The 17,491-nt window shown below is 60.5% G+C and carries 13 protein-coding genes; 9 read left to right on the forward strand and 4 right to left on the reverse strand.

What is annotated here, in order from left to right:
* The first annotated feature begins 22 nt into the window (after positions 1-22).
* The 4 genes from AC1RDQ_RS04325 to glmS all read left to right on the forward strand — a co-directional run bounded on the left by AC1RDQ_RS04325 (position 23) and on the right by glmS (position 4,760).
* Positions 23-448 carry a F0F1 ATP synthase subunit epsilon gene (locus AC1RDQ_RS04325; RefSeq protein WP_007969909.1) on the forward strand — a complete coding sequence of 142 codons (426 nt, stop codon included), beginning with the start codon at positions 23-25 and terminating at the stop codon, positions 446-448.
* Positions 449-561: 113 nt separating this feature from the next.
* Positions 562-1,929, forward strand: a complete 1,368-nt coding sequence (gene glmU / locus AC1RDQ_RS04330; protein ID WP_090452263.1) for a bifunctional UDP-N-acetylglucosamine diphosphorylase/glucosamine-1-phosphate N-acetyltransferase GlmU — start codon at positions 562-564, stop codon at positions 1,927-1,929.
* Positions 1,930-2,149: 220 nt separating this feature from the next.
* Positions 2,150-2,926 (forward strand): DeoR family transcriptional regulator, encoded by a 777-nt coding sequence (locus tag AC1RDQ_RS04335; RefSeq protein ID WP_057712664.1) that lies wholly within the window; start codon positions 2,150-2,152, stop codon positions 2,924-2,926.
* 1 nt (position 2,927) lies between these two features.
* Complete coding sequence (glmS, locus tag AC1RDQ_RS04340) at positions 2,928-4,760, forward strand: glutamine--fructose-6-phosphate transaminase (isomerizing) (RefSeq protein ID WP_218494554.1); 1,833 nt, start codon at positions 2,928-2,930, stop codon at positions 4,758-4,760.
* A gap of 46 nt (positions 4,761-4,806) precedes the next feature.
* Here glmS and AC1RDQ_RS04345 read toward each other — a convergent pair whose 3' ends face one another.
* From AC1RDQ_RS04345 to AC1RDQ_RS04360, 4 genes are read right to left on the reverse strand one after another with little or no spacing between them, the layout of a single operon-like run.
* Positions 4,807-5,832, reverse strand: coding sequence for a DUF2955 domain-containing protein (locus AC1RDQ_RS04345; RefSeq protein WP_057712666.1), 1,026 nt, complete (start codon positions 5,830-5,832; stop codon positions 4,807-4,809).
* A complete protein-coding gene (locus AC1RDQ_RS04350; RefSeq protein ID WP_340312766.1) occupies positions 5,822-6,940 on the reverse strand; it encodes an HlyD family secretion protein in 1,119 nt (372 codons plus the stop codon). The genes AC1RDQ_RS04345 and AC1RDQ_RS04350 overlap by 11 nt, the downstream gene beginning before the upstream one ends.
* Positions 6,933-8,444 (reverse strand): efflux transporter outer membrane subunit, encoded by a 1,512-nt coding sequence (locus AC1RDQ_RS04355; RefSeq protein WP_057712668.1) that lies wholly within the window; start codon positions 8,442-8,444, stop codon positions 6,933-6,935. Before AC1RDQ_RS04355 ends, AC1RDQ_RS04350 begins: the two co-directional genes overlap by 8 nt.
* Positions 8,445-8,458: 14 nt before the next feature.
* The gene (locus AC1RDQ_RS04360) at positions 8,459-9,589 is read right to left on the reverse strand and encodes an AI-2E family transporter (protein WP_057712669.1); all 1,131 of its coding nucleotides are present in this window, start codon (positions 9,587-9,589) and stop codon (positions 8,459-8,461) included.
* A 582-nt stretch (positions 9,590-10,171) separates the two neighbouring features.
* On the opposite strand from AC1RDQ_RS04360, the gene AC1RDQ_RS04365 reads away from it, so the two are divergent.
* The 5 genes from AC1RDQ_RS04365 (at position 10,172) to AC1RDQ_RS04385 (ending at position 17,489) form a co-directional block, all read left to right on the forward strand.
* A complete protein-coding gene (locus AC1RDQ_RS04365) occupies positions 10,172-11,074 on the forward strand; it encodes a LysR family transcriptional regulator (protein ID WP_492586504.1) in 903 nt (300 codons plus the stop codon).
* 119 nt (positions 11,075-11,193) lie between these two features.
* Entirely contained in the window at positions 11,194-11,820 is a 627-nt protein-coding gene (locus AC1RDQ_RS04370; RefSeq protein WP_349735862.1) for a glutathione S-transferase family protein, read from the forward strand.
* Between the two features lie 63 nt (positions 11,821-11,883).
* The gene (locus AC1RDQ_RS04375) at positions 11,884-13,914 is read left to right on the forward strand and encodes a pyridoxamine 5'-phosphate oxidase family protein (protein ID WP_492586506.1); all 2,031 of its coding nucleotides are present in this window, start codon (positions 11,884-11,886) and stop codon (positions 13,912-13,914) included.
* A 274-nt stretch (positions 13,915-14,188) separates the two neighbouring features.
* The gene (locus AC1RDQ_RS04380) at positions 14,189-15,385 is read left to right on the forward strand and encodes a DUF3142 domain-containing protein (RefSeq protein ID WP_492586508.1); all 1,197 of its coding nucleotides are present in this window, start codon (positions 14,189-14,191) and stop codon (positions 15,383-15,385) included.
* Positions 15,372-17,489, forward strand: coding sequence for a hypothetical protein (locus tag AC1RDQ_RS04385; RefSeq protein WP_492586510.1), 2,118 nt, complete (start codon positions 15,372-15,374; stop codon positions 17,487-17,489). The genes AC1RDQ_RS04380 and AC1RDQ_RS04385 overlap by 14 nt, the downstream gene beginning before the upstream one ends.
* The last annotated feature ends 2 nt before the right edge of the window (positions 17,490-17,491 follow it).

Consider the following 17,491-nt stretch of genomic DNA (forward strand, 5'->3'; position numbering starts at 1 on the left):
TAATTTAGGTTGAGGCAATCAGATGGCTATGACAGTCCATTGCGATATCGTCAGCGCGGAAGGAGAAATCTTTTCCGGTCTGGTCGAGATGGTGATTGCGCACGGTGCACTGGGTGATCTTGGTATCGCTCTGGGTCACGCGCCGCTGATCACTAATCTGAAGCCAGGTCCGATCCGCCTGGTCAAGCAGGGCGGGGAAGAGGAGGTGTATTACATCTCCGGTGGTTTCCTCGAGGTTCAGCCGAACATGGTCAAGGTTCTTGCCGACACCGTGCAACGTGCTGCCGACCTGGATGAAGCCTCCGCTCAGGAAGCCGTTAAGGCAGCCGAGAAGGCCTTGCATGAACGTGGCGCAGAATTCGATTACGGTTCTGCTGCCGCACGTCTGGCCGAGGCTGCAGCTCAGCTGCGCACCGTCCAGCAGATCCGCAAGAAGTTCGGCCACTAAGGCTGCACTTGTTGTGTGATTGATTAAAAAGGGTAGCCTCGGCTACCCTTTTTTCTTTTCCGATTTTTACAACCCGGTCGCAGCCGCTGACCACCCAGGATTGGTAGCCAGTCATGTCTCTTGAAATCGTTATTCTCGCTGCTGGCCAAGGCACGCGTATGCGTTCTGCTTTGCCGAAAGTTTTGCACCCGATTGCCGGCAACTCCATGCTCGGCCATGTTATCCACAGCGCCCGGCAACTTGATCCACAGCGCATTCACGTCGTGATCGGTCATGGTGCCGATGCGGTGCGCGAACGCCTGGCGGCGGATGACCTGAACTTCGTCCTGCAGGATAAACAGTTGGGTACCGGCCACGCCGTTGCTCAAGCCGTGCCGTTCATTCAGTCCGACACCGTGCTGGTGCTCTACGGTGATGTACCGTTGATTGAGGTCGAAACACTGCAGCGCCTGCTCAAGCAGGTGGGTCCAGAGCAATTGGGACTGCTGACCGTCGAACTGGACGATCCGACCGGTTACGGCCGCATCGTTCGTGATGGCGCTGGCAAGGTTGCCGCCATTGTCGAGCAGAAAGATGCCGATGAAGCCCAACGCCAGATCACCGAAGGCAATACCGGCATTCTGGCGCTGCCTTTTGCCCGTCTCGGCGACTGGATGAGCCGACTCTCCAACAACAACGCCCAGGGCGAGTACTACCTGACCGACATCATTGCCATGGCAGTGAGCGATGGTCTGGTGGTGGCCACCGAGCAACCGCACGACGCCATGGAAGTGCAGGGCGCCAATGACCGCAAGCAGCTTTCCGAACTTGAACGGCATTATCAATTGCGCGCGGGTCGTCGTTTGATGGCTCAAGGTGTGACGCTGCGCGACCCGGCTCGTTTCGATGTTCGTGGCGAAGTGACGGTCGGGCGTGATGTGCTGATCGACATCAACGTGATCCTTGAAGGCAAGGTGGTCATTGAAGATGACGTGGTGATCGGCCCGAACTGCGTGATCAAGGACAGCACCCTGCGCAAAGGCGTGGTCATCAAGGCCAACAGTCATATCGAAGGTGCCATTCTGGGTGAGGGCAGCGATGCCGGTCCGTTTGCGCGTCTGCGTCCAGGTACCGTGCTGGAAGCCCGGGCGCATGTGGGTAACTTCGTCGAGTTGAAAAATGCTCACCTGGGCGAAGGTGCCAAGGCCGGTCATCTGACTTACCTGGGCGATGCCGAAGTCGGGGCGCGCACCAACATTGGTGCCGGCACCATCACTTGCAACTACGACGGCGCCAACAAGTGGAAAACCGTGTTGGGCGAAGATGTGTTCATTGGTTCCAACAACTCGTTGGTAGCGCCTGTGGATATCCTGTCCGGTGCAACCACCGCGGCTGGCTCGACCATTACTTCGACTGTGGATAAATCCCAGTTGGCCATCGGGCGTGCTCGTCAGAAGAACATCGACGGCTGGAAGCGGCCGGAGAAGATCAAGAAGGGCTGAGTTATCCACAACTCCCTTGTGTAGGAGCGAGCTCGCTCGCGATGGACGTCAATGATGACGAGGTCAGTCTGAATAAAAGCAGCGCCCTTAAGTCCATCGCGAGCGAGCTCGCTCCTACACAGGGTTATCCACAGCTCTTTTTATCGCATGGTGCTTGACGAAGTTTCGCTGATAGGTTTTGATTGCTTCCGCTATCTTTCGAAACGAAACTTACCAGCTCATGTCAAAGCGCAACACACCTCAGCGTCGTCACAACATCCTCGCCTTGCTCAATCAGCAGGGCGAAGTCAGTGTGGATGAGTTGGCCAAGCGCTTCGAAACGTCGGAAGTTACGATTCGCAAGGATCTGGCGGCACTTGAAAGCAATGGCCTGTTGCTGCGTCGTTACGGCGGGGCGATCACCCTGCCTCAGGAACTGGTGGCCGACATTGGTCAGCCGGTTTCCAAATACAAACAAGCCATCGCCCGTGCCGCCGTCGCGCGAATTCGCGAGCATGCGCGCATCATTATCGACAGTGGCAGTACCACCGCTTCCATGATCCCGGAACTCGGACAGCAACCCGGTCTGGTGGTGATGACCAACTCGCTGCATGTCGCCAATGCCCTGAGCGAACTTGAGCACGAACCGGTGCTGTTGATGACCGGTGGCACCTGGGACCCGCATTCCGAGTCATTTCAGGGGCAGGTTGCCGAGCAGGTACTGCGCTCCTACGACTTCGACCAGCTGTTTATCGGCGCTGATGGCATCGATCTGGTTCGCGGTACAACCACCTTCAACGAGCTGCTCGGGCTGAGCCGGGTCATGGCTGAAGTCGCCCGCGAAGTAGTCGTGATGGTGGAGGCCGACAAAATCGGCCGCAAGATTCCAAACCTGGAGCTGCCATGGAGCAGTGTCCATACCATTATTACCGATGAACGCCTGCCCCTTGAGGCTCGCGATCAGATTCAGGCCCGCGGCATCACTTTGATTTGCGCGGCTGTCAGTCAGGAGAAATAGCATGTGTGGAATTGTCGGCGCAGTCGCAGAACGTAACATCACCGCCATCCTCGTCGAAGGCCTGAAACGCCTCGAATACCGTGGGTATGACAGCGCTGGCGTGGCGGTCTACACCAACGATGAAAAACTCGAGCGCGTGCGTCGTCCGGGCAAGGTCAGTGAGCTGGAGCAGGCGTTGACCACCGAGCCGCTGGTCGGTCGCCTGGGCATTGCCCACACGCGCTGGGCCACCCACGGTGCGCCGTGCGAGCGCAATGCCCACCCGCATTTCTCCGGCGACCTGGCGGTGGTGCACAACGGCATCATCGAAAACCACGAAGCCCTGCGTGAACAACTCAAAGCCTTGGGCTATGTGTTCACCTCGGACACCGACACTGAAGTCATCTCCCACCTGCTGAACCACAAACTCAAGGATCTGCGCGATCTGACCGTCGCCCTCAAGGCGACCGTCAAAGAGTTGCACGGTGCTTACGGCCTGGCAGTGATCAGCGCGCAGCAACCGGATCGCCTGGTTGCAGCCCGCAGCGGCAGCCCGCTGGTGATCGGCTTGGGCCTTGGGGAAAACTTCCTGGCATCCGACCAGTTGGCCCTGCGTCAGGTTACTGACCGTTTCATGTATCTGGAAGAAGGCGATATCGCTGAAATCCGCCGCGACAGCGTGCAGATCTGGGACGTTGACGGCAAGGTCGTCGAGCGCGAAGCCGTGCAGTATCGCGACGGCGCCGAAGCCGCTGAAAAGGGCGAGTTCCGCCACTTCATGCTCAAGGAAATCCACGAGCAACCGTCCGTGGTGCAGCGCACCCTGGAAGGTCGCCTGAGCCAGAACCAGGTCCTGGTACAGGCATTCGGCCCACAGGCTGCCGAACTGTTCGCCAAAGTGCGTAACGTACAGATCGTCGCGTGTGGCACCAGTTACCACGCCGGTATGGTCGCGCGTTACTGGCTCGAAGAGTTGGCCGGCATTCCTTGCCAGGTCGAAGTCGCCAGCGAATTCCGCTACCGCAAGGTTGTGGTGCAGCCGGACACCTTGTTCGTGACCATTTCTCAGTCCGGCGAAACCGCCGACACCCTGGCCGCGCTGCGCAACGCCAAGGAACTGGGCTTCCTGGCCAGCCTTGCGATCTGCAACGTCGGCATCAGCTCGCTGGTGCGCGAATCCGATCTGACCCTGTTGACCCAGGCCGGTCGCGAAATCGGTGTGGCTTCGACCAAAGCCTTCACCACGCAATTGGTTGGCCTGCTGTTGCTGACACTTTCCCTGGGCCAGGTTCGTGGCACCTTGGCCAAAGGTGTCGAAGCGACGTTGGTCGAAGAGTTGCGTCGTTTGCCGACCCGTCTGGGCGAGGCGCTGGCCATGGACGGCACCGTGGAAAAAATCTCCGAGCTGTTCGCCGAGAAACACCACACGCTGTTTCTCGGCCGTGGCGCGCAGTTCCCGGTGGCGATGGAAGGGGCACTCAAGCTCAAGGAAATCTCCTACATCCACGCTGAAGCCTATCCGGCTGGCGAGCTGAAACATGGCCCGTTGGCGCTTGTGGATAACGACATGCCAGTGGTGACCGTGGCGCCGAACAACGAACTGCTGGAGAAGCTGAAGTCCAACCTTCAGGAAGTCCGCGCCCGCGGTGGCCAGTTGATCGTCTTCGCTGACGAGAAGGCCGGCATGACCAACGGTGAAGGCACTCACGTTGTGCACATGCCGCACATCCACGACATCCTGTCGCCGATTCTCTACACCATCCCGCTGCAACTGCTGTCGTACTACGTTGCCGTACTCAAGGGCACCGACGTTGACCAGCCGCGCAACCTGGCGAAGTCGGTCACTGTGGAATAAGTTATCCACAGGTGAAAAACCCCCTTCTCAGGGGGTTTTTCTGTTTCTAGGCGGTCGTAATTCGACGCTCCCGCCGCATGTCCAGCAGATGGACCATGACACAGGCGTACAAGGTCACCAGTATGAACAGGCCCATGCGGATGGCGAAGGCGGTGTAGACGTCCTTGCCCGCCGCACTGTCCTGTACCGATTGGCCGAGCAGAATGATCAGGGTCGCCAGGCTGTTGAGCCAGAAACTCGGTGGTTGTCGAGTCATGGCCACACCGTAGAGTTTTCTGGCCACCAGCAAACCGAACAGCAGCATCCACAGAAAGAACATCCACAGGTTGACGAACAGGCTGAGTGCGCACCAGAAAAGAATTGCCATCAGGCCACCGAGCAGGGTCGAGCCGAGCAACTCCTGGCCGGCGGTGCGGGCACTGGTCGCGCAGCTTTGTTGGCCGAGGCTGACGGCTTTCATGATGATCGGCAGGTAGCTGGCCGGGTCGATCATGGCCAGCAGGAAAGTCGGCAGTACCACCAGCGTGGCACGTAGCGCCAGCCAACTGCTTTCGGTTGGAGTAAGGCTCGGGCCGGGTTTGGCCGCGGGGGCACTGGCGGGGTCGGGAAACAGCCAATGGCTTATGGTCAGCGTGGTGACGGCAAGGAACAGCCCCTTGACCAGGGCCACGATCACCTCAAGCGCCAGGGCGAATTCAGCGGTTCCGGCCGAACTGATCAAGGTCAGGCCCACCACCAGAAACGTCGCCACCAGCGGGTTGCCGCCGCGCAAGCCATAACCGAAGGCCAGGAACAGGCATAGCCCTACCAGCAGCACACCGCTGAACGGGTAGTAACGCAGCAGGGGAATGAGCAACAGGCCGGTCCCGGTGGTCAGCATAAGGATCAGGATCAGGCCCAGGCTGGCCTTGAACGGCAATGGTCGGTTCATCGCTGCCAGCATCATCAGCGCCAGCATCGGAGAGAGGAACGGGATGGGCAGGGCCAGACCAAAGCTCGCCGCCAGGCACAGCGCCGTGCCGAAGCTCAGGCGCAGGGCGCGCTGAACCCGGGGCGGGCGCTCAATACGCATAGGACATCCAGCTCATCAGGCGCAGGAACAGGCGACCCAGGAAATTCAGCGGGTTACTTTCACTCGGAAATGCCATGACTTCGGCCTGCCCGCCAGACCGGATGCCTTGCGGGCCGGTCAACTCACCGGGTTCGAACTCGATGATCACCGGAAAGCGCTGGGCAGGGCGCAACCAATCGCGGCTGTTCTCCACTTTCGGCAGGCTGCCCGGCTGGGTGGTCTGGCCGATATCGACGCCATAGCCGACGCTACGCACATGGCCTTTGAAAATTCTCCCCGGCAGGGAGTCGAGGACGATGGATACCGGCGTCCCGGGCTGGACACTTCCCAGATTGTTTTCGGTCATGTCGGCGCTGATCCACACATCGTGGATGGCGATCAGGGTCATCACCGGCGCACCGGCGGAAGCAAACTGGCCGACGTCGGTGCGCAAATCGGTAATCAGGCCGGCCGAGCGCGCGTGGACCTTCGTATTGCTCAAGTCCAGCTCGGCTTTTTCAAGGTTGCTGGCGGCGCTGAGCAACTGGGCGTTTTCGTCTTCGTTACCGCCCTGTTGTTCGCGCGCACGTTGCACTTCGGCCTTGGCCGCGGCGACCTGGCTGATGGATTCTTCCAGGGTGGCGCGGGATATCTCCAGGCGTCGCAGCGAGATGGTGCCCGGGTCTTCGCGGTACAGGCGTTCAAGCCGCTGGATGTCCTGGCGTGCCTTGAGCTCGTTGGCCTGGGATGCACGCAGTGATGCTTGCTTGGAGTCGACACCGGCGGTGTTGGCGCCCACCTGGCGACGGGTCGACTCAAGGTCGGCGCGAGCGCGATCGACGGCAATCTGGTACTGCTCCGGGTTGACTTCAAACAGCAATTCGCCAGCCTTTACGTCCTGGTTGTTGCGTACGTGCACCTTGGTCACCCTGCCGGATACCTCGGCGGCCACCGGTACAATGAAGGCCTGCACCCGTGCCTGTTGCGTGTAGGGGGTGTAACGGTCGGCCATCAGGTACCAGACCAGACTCAGGATGATCAGCAGCACCACCCAGTTGATCGCTTTTTTCGCAGGGTCGGCGGCAGGTGTCGGGGCTTTCTCGGCGGCCGGTTGTTGGCTGTCAGTCATTGGCACTTTCCTTCGGTTCGTCGAGCAGATCGCCCCAATCGGTCCGTTCTTGCATTTGTTTGCGGGTGGCCGGGTCGATCATCGGCTGGTCGCTGTACCAGCCTCCGCCCAGAGCCTTGTATAGGGCGATCAGGCTGTTGACCGCGGTGCCACGGTTGACCAGGTAGATATCCTGTTGGGCAAACAGAGCCCGCTGGGCATCCAGCACGCGCTGGAAATCGGAATAGCCTTCGCGGTATTGGGCATTGGCCAGGGTCACCGAACGTTCGGCGGCCACCGATGCATCGCTGAGGATCCGGTCGCGCTCCAGTGCCTTGATCAAGCCGGTCGCGGCGTCGTCCGCCTCGCGTGCCGCCTGGCGCACGCTGTCCTGGTAGATAACGATCAGTTGCTGCAAGCGCGCATCCTGCACGCGGACGTTGTTGGTGATCCGGCCGTGGTCGAAGATGTCCCAGCGCAAACTGGGGCCGGCCACCATGTCCAGGGTGTTGGATGCACCGCTGAGCGAGCTGGCAGACCAGACGATGCTGCCCAGCAGGCTGATGGAGGGGTACAGGTCAGTCTCGGCCACACCGATCAACGCCGACTGCGCCGCCACTTGCAACTCGGCAGCACGAACATCGGGGCGCCGCACCAGCAGGTTGGCCGGCACATCCTGCAAGATCGCAGTATCGAGCAGCGGCACTAAGCCGGTGTTGCGATTGAGGTCAGGGATCGAGCCGGGTGGCTGGCCGATCAGGGTGGACAACGCATTGCGCAAGCTCGCAACCTGGCTCTCGAAATCCGGGATGGTACTGAGGGTGCCCAGGTACTGGGTCTTGGCTTGTTGCAGATCAAGTTCGGCTTCGGCCCCGCTGTTGAACAGGCGCTCGGTGATCTCGTAGCTGCGTTTTTGCAATTTGGCGTTACTGCGGGCGATGGCCAGGCGCGCCTCGGCGGTGCGCAAGGCGTAGTAGTTTTGCGCCAGTTGCGCGTGCAACAGCACCAAGGCATTTTCATAGTTGGCCTGGGCGGCAAACCAGGATGCGTCCGCCGACTCGATGGCACGGCTGAAACGCCCCCAGAAATCCAGCTCCCAGCCGATATCGAAACCGGCGCTGTATTGCCAGAAATGCGTGTCCTGAGGGTTGGCGCCGCCCGATTGTCGACGGTTCAAGTACAGGCTGTCGGCGCTGGCCTGCTGCAATTGCGGGTAGCGTCCACTCAGGGCGATACCCAATTGCGCCCGGGACTCCATGACCCGAAGGCCAGCGAGGTGCAGGTCGGCGTTGTGGGCATCGGCTTCGGCCATCAAATGGTCCAGCACCGGGTCGTTGAACACGCGCCACCATTGGCGGCTGTCAGGTTGCGCGTGTTGTTGGCCGGCGACCTCCAGGGCCGGGCTGTTCCAGTGGTCGACCCAGGGCTGGGCCGGCGACTGGAAATCCGGGCCCAGTTGTACACAGCCCCCCAGGACGACGGTGCCACAGAGCAGAAGCCGGCTGATGCGAGCAGGGCGTGGCATCAAGCGCAAACTCCTCAGACAGGACGCTGATCGTTCAACGCCTCGATCTCGGGTGTCTCGTTCATTAGCTCGGCAGACGGTTGGTCCTGGACCCATTGCCAGAACAATTGGTAGCCCACCGCCAGCGCCACCGGCCCGATGAACAAACCGATGAAGCCGCCGCTTACCATGCCGCCCAGGGCGCCAATCAGAATCACCGGCATCGGGACATCGACGCCACGACCCAGCATCAACGGTTTGAGGACGTTGTCGGCCATCCCGGCAATCAGGCTGTAGATGCCAAACACGACGGTGGCCAGGCTGGTCCCTTCGGTGGCGAAGACAAAAGCGATCACCGGAAGGGTTACCAGCAGTACCGGCAATTGCATGATCCCCATCAACAGCGCCACCATGGCCAGTAGCCCGGCACCGGGGACACCCATTAGCACGAAACCCACGCCGACCAGCAACATCTGAATGAACGCGATGCCCACTACGCCCTGGGCGACCGCGCGGATAGTTGCAGTGCAGAGCACGGTAATGCGTGGCCCACGCTCTGGTCCGGAAAGGCGCGAGGTGATGGCCAGGGCGCTTCTTTCGCCGTTTTCGCCATAGGCCATGAACACGCCGGCAATGATCAGGGCGCCGATGAACAACAGAAAGCCCACGCCAACATCGGCCATTTTGCCCAACAAGGTCAGGCCGACGGACTTGATATAAGGCATCAGCTTCATGAGCACGCTGCTCATGTCGGTGGCGGCCTGCATCCAGTAGCCATAAAGCGGCTCGCCTATGAGCGGCAGGGAAGCGATTTTTTCGCTGGGGAGCGGAATCTGCAACGTATCGGACTTGAGGACCGCCAGGGTGCCCTGGACCGATTCACTGATCGAGGTGCCCAGCAGGTAGATCGGTACCATCAGCAAAGCCAGGGCGACCACCACGATCAGGGTGGCGGCACGACCGTCCTTGTTGACCAGCTTGCGCTTGATGAGCGCATGCAGTGGATACAGGGTAATGGCCAGAATCATTGCCCAGAGCATCAGGTTGAGGAAGGGGTGGAAGATCTGGAAGCAGAACAGTACCAGCACCGTAATCAACCCGGCGCGAATCAGTACATCGAGCAAACCACCGGACAGTGCTCTAGCGGAAATATTAGTGCGCAACATTGTCGAACTCCTTGCTGTGTCACACAGGTTAGCCAGGCCGTTGAAGTTCAACTCTTCCCTACTAAGTGAATCCATAAAGCAGGATCGACGGGCAGCCGTCAAAGCGTTAAAAACCGATAACGCCTTACTTTAAGTAGAGAAAACTTCAATGAGGTACCTACCAAAAACCCAATAGGTAACAGGTGGTTTGTAGTATAGGAGCAGTCGTATATTCCGCCTGTTTATACAGGCTGGAATCCTGCTGCAGTTGATGGAGTCCGCTGCGAGCCCTTGACTGAAGCGGTTTGGAAGCTGAGCAAATGGCTCCTTTTTCTCTACCGGGCATTTGCCGTTGCAGCGGGCTGATCAGAATAATTGCCAACAGTCGCACCCGTCGCAAGAAAATAATCGTCATTAATTATCAATAATCCCCGGTCCGCTTTTTGAGGTTTGTGACACGCTTGGTTTTTACGGTGCAGGCGCTACAGTGCAGTAGCCCATTGATTTACCTGATGGTCTGGCGCCCAACTATGTTGTTGAACATTTGCGCTTAACATTCCGGCCTTCGGTTGCGGTTTATCTATCTGAAATGAGGACAGTCCCATGGACCGCTTCCAGGAAATGCAGGTCTTCGCTGCTGTCGCCAAGGAGCAGGGTTTTTCGGCGGCGGCGCGGGGTTTGGGTCTGTCGGCGGCCAGCGTCACCCGAGCGGTCGCGGCGCTGGAGAAGCGAATAGGCACACAACTGCTCACGCGTACGACGCGCAGCGTTTATTTGAGCGAGGCCGGTCAGCGATATCTGGAGGATTGTCGGAGAATTCTCGCCGAGGTGCAGGAAGCCGAGGACTCGGCAGCGGGCAGCCATATCCATCCCCGTGGGCAACTGACCATCACCGCACCGGTCTTGTTTGGCGAGCTGTTTGTCACGCCGTTGATGGTGAATTATCTGACGCAATTCCCCGAGGTCTGCATCAACGCGCTGCTGGTGGACCGGATCGTGAGCGTGGTCGAGGAGGGCGTCGATGTGGCCATCCGCATTGGCGAACTCCCTGACAGCAATCAGCATGCGATCCGCGTGGGGGACGTGCGGCGGGTGATCTGCGCCTCGCCACAGTTTCTCGCCAGCCATGGTCGGCCCCGACATCCCCGGGAACTGGCCCAGGCGCCAATCATTGCGACATCGGCCATAGGCCAGTTGCGGAGTTGGCCATTCATCGAAGACGGCGAAACCTTGAGCGTGCGGGCTGAACCGCGACTGGTGGTGACGGCGAATCAGGCAGCCATCACGGCGGCCAGTTTGGGGTTAGGCTTCACGCGGGTGCTGTCTTATCAAGTCGCGAACAAGGTGGCTGCCGGAGAGCTGGAAATCATTCTGGCGGACTTCGAACTGCCGCCGTTGCCCATCCATGTGGTCTATCAGGGCGGACGTAAAGCACCGGCCCGGGTGCGCAGTTTTGTTGATTTCGCGGTGAACACGCTGCGCGAGCATCCGGCGCTCAGGCGTTGAGTTATTTCATCCGGTGAAATAATGGATTGCGTTTGCTGGTGATTCTGTTGTTTTGGTCGAGGGTAGAAGATACGACCCATCTCTCCCCTGAACAGCAGCACTCACCCGAGGTGTCGACCATGCAAGCGATCAAACTCTACAACTTCCCACGTTCCGGCCACGCTCATCGTGTCGAGTTGATGCTGTCCCTGCTGAAACTGCCGACCGAATTGATCTTCGTTGACCTCGCCAAAGGCGAACACAAGCAACCGGCGTTCCTCGCGCTCAATGCTTTCGGTCAGGTGCCGGTGATTGATGATAAGGGCGTGGTGTTGGCCGATTCCAACGCGATTCTGGTTTACCTGGCGCAAAAGTACGGCAACGGTCGCTGGCTGCCGGCTGATCCGGTAGGGGCCGCCAAGGTCCAACGCTGGTTGTCGGTGGCGGCCGGTCCGATTGCCTTCGGCCCTGCCCGGGCAAGATTGATTACTGTGTTCGGCGCGCCTTACAACGCTGCAGAAGTGATTGCCTATGCCCATACCGTACTCAAGGTAATCGATCACGAATTGGCCGATACGCCGTATCTTGCCGGCACTGATCCGACGATTGCCGACGTCGCCGCCTACAGCTACATCGCCCATGCGCCTGAGGGCAATGTGTCGCTGGACGAGTACACCAACATTCGTGCCTGGCTGGCCCGCATCGAAGCCTTGCCGGGTTTTGTCGGCATGCCGCGCACCGTCGCCGGCCTGCAAAAAACCGCCTGATGCTGGTGGCCCGGTGTTGCCGGGCCGCCCCGTTCTGCGCCACAGGCGCAAGGGAGCAGCCGTATGGACCGTTCACCCTGGCATGTCGGCGAGAAACAATTGCAGGCGCATGTGGGCGTTGCCGAACGAATGGAGGCGTTCGGTCGTAAGGTGATTCGCAGCGAGATGCCGGACCAGCACCGCGCCTTCTATCAACAATTGCCGTTCATGCTGTACGCAGCGGTGGATGCCGACGGTCATCCCTGGGCCAGTGTCCTTGAAGGCCAGCCCGGTTTCGCACATTCGCCAGAACCTGGCTTGCTGCAATTTCGCAGTCTGCCGGCCTTTGATGATCCCGCGCAGTTGAGCGAAGGCTCGGCCATCGGACTGCTGGGCATCGAGTTGCACACCCGACGGCGCAACCGCATCAATGGGCATGTCAGTGCCATGACCATGGATGGTTTCGCAGTGACGGTGGACCAATCCTTCGGCAATTGCCCGCAGTACATTCAGTTGCGCCAGTTTCGCTCGGTGCCGCTGACCGATCCTGCGACCCGTGCCGCCCAGCATTTCGGCGAACTGGATGACGCGAGCAAAGCCATGATCGCCGAGGCGGACACCTTTTTCGTTGCCAGTTATGTGGACGTCGACGGTGAACGCTCGGTGGATGTTTCTCACCGCGGCGGTCAGGCCGGTTTCGTACAGGTGGAAGGCAATCGCCTGACCATTCCGGATTTCGCCGGCAACCTGCATTTCAACACCTTGGGCAACCTGCTGCTCAATCCCCGGGCCGGGTTGTTGTTCATCGATTTCAATACCGGTGATTTGCTGCAGCTCAGTGGGCGCACCGAAATCATCCTGGACGGTCCTCAGGTCGAGGCGTTCCAGGGGGCCGAGCGCCTGTGGACGATCGATGTCGAGCAGGTGATACGTCGTCCGGCTGCCCTGTCGTTGCGCTGGCGCTTCGACGGCGTTTCACCCACCAGTTTGCTCACCGGTACCTGGGAGCAGGCCAAGGCGCGTTTGCAGGCCAAGACCCTGGGCGATCAGTGGCGGCCGTTGCGGGTGACGCGGATTGAAGCGCAAAGCCACAACATTCGCTCGCTTTACCTGGAGCCCGCCGACGGAGCGGGGTTGCCACTGTTCCAGGCCGGGCAGCATTTGCCTTTGCGCTTCAACATTGATGGCGATGTGCATATCCGCACGTACAGTTTATCGAGCGCACCGTCCGATGATTTTTTCCGCATCAGCGTGAAGCGTGACGGACGGGTGTCGACGCATTTGCATGAGCAGATTCGTGTCGGCGACCTGCTGGAGGCGCGGGCGCCGCAAGGGCATTTCACCGTGGCGCCCCATGAGCGTCGACCCTTGGTGTTGTTGGCGGCCGGGGTCGGCATCACGCCGCTGTTATCGATGCTGCGGGAAGTGGTTTACCAAGGGTTGCGCACCCGGCATATCCGGCCCACATGGTTCATCCAGAGTTCGCGCACGCTGGCCGACCAGCCATTTCGCCGCGAACTGGATCGCTTGCTCGAGGATGCCGGTGACGCGGTGCGGGTAGTGCGTTTGCTCAGTCAACCGGAAGCCGAGGCGATACAAGGAGAGGACTTCGACCTCAGTGGACGGATCGACGTCGCGCTGCTCAAGGATCTGCTGACAGTCGAGGACTACGATCAGCCGGATTTTGTGGTCTGCGGTCCCGGGAGTTTTACCCAGGCGTTGTACGACGGCTTGCGCGAGTTGGACATTCGCGATTCGCGGATTCACGCCGAAACCTTCGGCCCGTCCACCTTGCGCCGGCGACCGGACCCCGATGCGGTGGTCATCGAACAACCGCCAGCCGCCACCACGTCCGTGCCCGTGGTGTTCCAGCGTTCGGCCAAGGAGGCGCGTTGGCAGCCAGACGGCGGCAGCTTGCTGGAGTTGGCGGAAAGCCGTGGCCTGCGCCCGGAATTCAGTTGTCGCGGCGGCTCCTGCGGCACCTGCAAAACGCGCTTGATCAGCGGTCAGGTGCATTACCCACTGCCGCCAGCGGAGGTGCCGGATGATGGACAGGTGCTGATTTGCTGTGCGATTCCGGCGCAGGGCGCGCAACCGCTGGTACTCGATATCTGAATATCATTTCAGGCGAACATTGCCCGCCGGTCGATGGCTGAGTAGGGTAGGGGCAGAACGAACAAGGGCCGCAGAGGGTAGTGCCTGTCAGTTAAGCCCCGGACATTGTGGGAGCGAGCTTGCTCGCGATAGCGGACCGTCAGGCACCCCTTGTGTGACTGTCCAACCGTCATCGCGAGCAAGCTCGCTCCCACAAGGTTTGCGGTGTTTAAACGCTTAACTGACTGGCATTCACCGCACAGGCCCTTTCTGCATTTCAGGAACAGGCGTTTCAATGGTTTTTTTCACTCGCTCGATGGTCTTGCTGATGGCGCTGGCGCTCACCACCGGTTGCGAAAGACAGGACGCACCGCCGCTGGATCAGCAACTCTACGTCTGGCAACGGCAGTGGACGCCGGCCCACGACGCTGCCCTCAGGGATAGCCGCGCCGACTTTTCGACGTTGCGGGTGCTGGCCTTGCAGGCCTTTCCCAACGCGGGCTGGAGTCGGGCCCGGGTTGACCCGTCACTGCTCAAGCGCGATGGCCGGCCGGTGATTGCGGTGATTCGCCTGGATGGGCAGCTCAAGGCGCTGGATCAGGATGAGATCACCGCGCAAATCCGCCAGGTGATCGGCGATTGGCAGGGACATGGGCTTAACCTCGCCGGCGTGGAAATCGACCACGATGCCGGTAACGCTCGGCTACCGGAGTACCGCCAATTTCTCGCGCAGTTGCGCGGAGCATTGCCGACTTCGCTGGTACTGAGCATCACCGCGTTGCCATCCTGGCTCGACAGTCGCGAACTGCCGGCGCTGTTATCCACAGTCGACAGCAGTGTGTTGCAGGTGCACGCGGTGAGCGATCCGCGTCGTGGCTTGTTCGATGCTGATCAGGCCCGGCAATGGGCGAAGGCCTGGAGCCGTATCACGACGAAACCGTTCTATCTGGCGCTGCCGGCCTATGGCGTGGCGTTGCTGCCCTCGGCGGGTGGCGCGCCCGTTGTGGAAAGCGAAGTGACGGTGGAGCGTGAAGGGCTGCGTCGGGAATTGCTTGCCGACCCTCAGTCATTGCGCACCCTCGGCACCGAGTTGCGTGCCGATCCACCGAAACATCTGGCGGGCCTGATCTGGTTTCGCCTGCCATTGGCCAACGACCGTCGGGCCTGGAGCTTGACCACTTTGCTCGCCGTGGCGCGTGGTGATGTCCTCGACAGTCAATTGAAACTGAAACTCTCGGCCGACAATGGCCTCTATGACATCGGCATCAGCAACCAGGGCAATCTCGACAGCGCCTGGCCCGAACGCCTGACACTGGCGGTCAGCGGTTGTGAGGGGGCCGATGCCTTGGCCGGTTACGCGTTGCAACAGCGTCCGGATCTGCTTACCTTCACCCGCCTGCGTGATGGCCGAATACCGGCCGGCGGGCAGCGTGCCGTTGGTTGGGCTCGCTGCGCACACATTGATCAAGGAGGTTCGAATGTTCACCCGTAACTGGCCGCGTCATTTGCTTTGCCTGAGCCTCAGCCTGCCGCTGGGTTCGGCATTGGCCTGCGGCCCGGACTTCCCCATGCGCCTGCTGGATAACCGAGGCCAGTCGCTGGCAGAACTGCCGGAAGGCAACTTCAGCTTCGAAATCAGCCGCCTCGGCCACGCCATCAACGGGTTGAAGAACGTCACCGCTGGCGTTGACTACACGGATGTACCTGACGCTGTAGCGCTGCGCGATCAAGCCGAGCAGGCGGGACTTTCCGCCGAGCAACAGGTGCTGGTGAAACACTTGCGCAGCCTGACCGATGCCCGCCAGGTTGAAAGCGAGGGCGCGCAACTGCCGCCTGAGCTCAGGTTGTACCTGGCCGGCGCTGTGGCATTTGCCGTGGGTGATCCTGCCTTGGCCGCCGGGTATTTCAAGAAAGTGCTGGCCCTGCCCGCAGAGCAACGGGCCTCGCGCAGTACCTGGGCGGCTTACTCGTTGGGTCGAGCGTTGTTCGCCATGAGCGCCGAAGCCAATGCGGCTCCGGATCTGCTCGAACAATCCCGTGACGCCTTCGAGCAAACCCGGCAACTGAGCATCGACGGCTTCAGTGATCCACTGGAACTGGGTGTCGCGAGCCTCGGTGAAGAAGCCCGGGTGGTGCGCACCGCTGGCGACTGGAACCGCGCCATCGAGTTGTACGCCACGCAGAATCTGCACGGCTCCGCGGTGGGCTACACCTCGTTGAAGCTGTTGATGGCGGACCTGATGACGCTGCCGGATGATCAAGTGGCCGAGTTGCTCAAGGGCCAGCCAGTGCAGCAATTGGTGACAGCATCGCTGATCAGTCGGTTGGGGTGGTCGTTCGGTGATCAACCGCCCAACGAACAGAAAATGATCAAGCTGCTGCAAAACAGTACCCGTGGCAGTCTCGAAAACGCCGACCGCCTGGCGGCGATGAATTATCAACAGGGTGATTACGCCAGCGCCAAGGCTTTCCTCGAACACGCTGGCGATGGTGGGTTGGCCTGGTGGCTGCGGGCAAAACTGGCGGTGCGCGAGGGCGATAAGAGCGCGGCCGTCGCAGCCTATGCCAAAGCGGCGCAGGCCTTCCCGCAGAATGAATCCTGGGGCGAGCGCCGCACACCGGACTTCGATTACGAAACACTCCAGCCCAAATGCCGGGTCGAGGGTGAAAGTGCGATCCTGGCCCTGCAACGCGGGGATTACCTGCAAGCCTTCGATCAGCTGTATCGCAGCCAGAGCATTTACTGGTTCGACGCCGCCACCGTTGCCGAGCGCGTGTTGACCCTCGAAGAACTCAAGCACTACGTAGACACTCAAGTGCCGGCCCCGCCGCCGCTCAGCCAGCAGGACCGCGACAACTATGTGCCCTTGCCGGTGGCGGCGAGTCTGCGCAATCTGCTGGGCCGGCGGCTGTTGCGCGAGGGGCATTACGAGCAAGCGCCGGCGTACTTCGACAATGACGGCTTGCGGCACAAGGCAAAACTGTATGGCGAGCAACGTCTGGCGGCTGATTCAGCCTGGTGGCCGACCCGTCGCGCCGCTGCTCTGTTCAATGCGGCCTGGACGGCACGCGAGTGGGGGATGGACATCCTGGGCTACGAAATGGCGCCGGATTACGCCACGTTCGGCGGTAACTACATTCTCGAAAACACCGAACTCAAGGTCGGTCCTTTGGTGGCCGAGGACGAAGTGAAGCGCCAGCAGGCCAGCGCTGCCCAGCCTGATCAGCGTTATCACTATCGCTTCGTGGCCACCGCGCTGGCGAGCAAGGCGGCGGATAACTTGCCTCACACCAGTCAGGCGTTTGCGGCGGTGCTGTGCGAGGCGTCGGGGTGGAACAGCAGCCTCGAAGAGCAAAGTGCGATATATCAGCGTTATGTCAAAGAAGGGCCTTACGTGGAATGGGCCGCCGATTTCGGCCACCAGTGCCCGTACCCCGACTTCGAAAACGCCGACAAACGCTACGTGACCCAAGTGACCGACGCTGCGCGTTCGGCCTTGCGACCGTACAAGATGCCTTTACAGGTTGGTTGCGTAGTGGTGTTCGCGGTAGCGGCGCTGTTGATGTTCAAACGCCGCCGCCGCAAGGCGCAGTGAGG

Source organism: Pseudomonas sp. GW823-FHT02E01, assembly GCF_058797535.1.

Excerpts from the sequence above, each read along its gene's own strand:
- glmU (WP_090452263.1), top strand. The coding sequence starts at position 562 with ATGTCTCTTGAAATCGTTATTCTCGCTGCTGGCCAAGGCACGCGTATG.
- AC1RDQ_RS04325 (WP_007969909.1), top strand. The coding sequence starts at position 23 with ATGGCTATGACAGTCCATTGCGATATCGTCAGCGCGGAAGGAGAAATC.
- AC1RDQ_RS04365 (WP_492586504.1), top strand. The coding sequence starts at position 10,172 with ATGGACCGCTTCCAGGAAATGCAGGTCTTCGCTGCTGTCGCCAAGGAG.
- AC1RDQ_RS04360 (WP_057712669.1), bottom strand. The coding sequence starts at position 9,589 with ATGTTGCGCACTAATATTTCCGCTAGAGCACTGTCCGGTGGTTTGCTC.
- AC1RDQ_RS04350 (WP_340312766.1), bottom strand. The coding sequence starts at position 6,940 with ATGACTGACAGCCAACAACCGGCCGCCGAGAAAGCCCCGACACCTGCC.
- AC1RDQ_RS04345 (WP_057712666.1), bottom strand. The coding sequence starts at position 5,832 with ATGCGTATTGAGCGCCCGCCCCGGGTTCAGCGCGCCCTGCGCCTGAGC.
- AC1RDQ_RS04355 (WP_057712668.1), bottom strand. The coding sequence starts at position 8,444 with ATGCCACGCCCTGCTCGCATCAGCCGGCTTCTGCTCTGTGGCACCGTC.
- AC1RDQ_RS04335 (WP_057712664.1), top strand. The coding sequence starts at position 2,150 with ATGTCAAAGCGCAACACACCTCAGCGTCGTCACAACATCCTCGCCTTG.
- AC1RDQ_RS04375 (WP_492586506.1), top strand. The coding sequence starts at position 11,884 with ATGGACCGTTCACCCTGGCATGTCGGCGAGAAACAATTGCAGGCGCAT.
- AC1RDQ_RS04385 (WP_492586510.1), top strand. The coding sequence starts at position 15,372 with ATGTTCACCCGTAACTGGCCGCGTCATTTGCTTTGCCTGAGCCTCAGC.
- AC1RDQ_RS04380 (WP_492586508.1), top strand. The coding sequence starts at position 14,189 with ATGGTTTTTTTCACTCGCTCGATGGTCTTGCTGATGGCGCTGGCGCTC.
- AC1RDQ_RS04370 (WP_349735862.1), top strand. The coding sequence starts at position 11,194 with ATGCAAGCGATCAAACTCTACAACTTCCCACGTTCCGGCCACGCTCAT.
- glmS (WP_218494554.1), top strand. The coding sequence starts at position 2,928 with ATGTGTGGAATTGTCGGCGCAGTCGCAGAACGTAACATCACCGCCATC.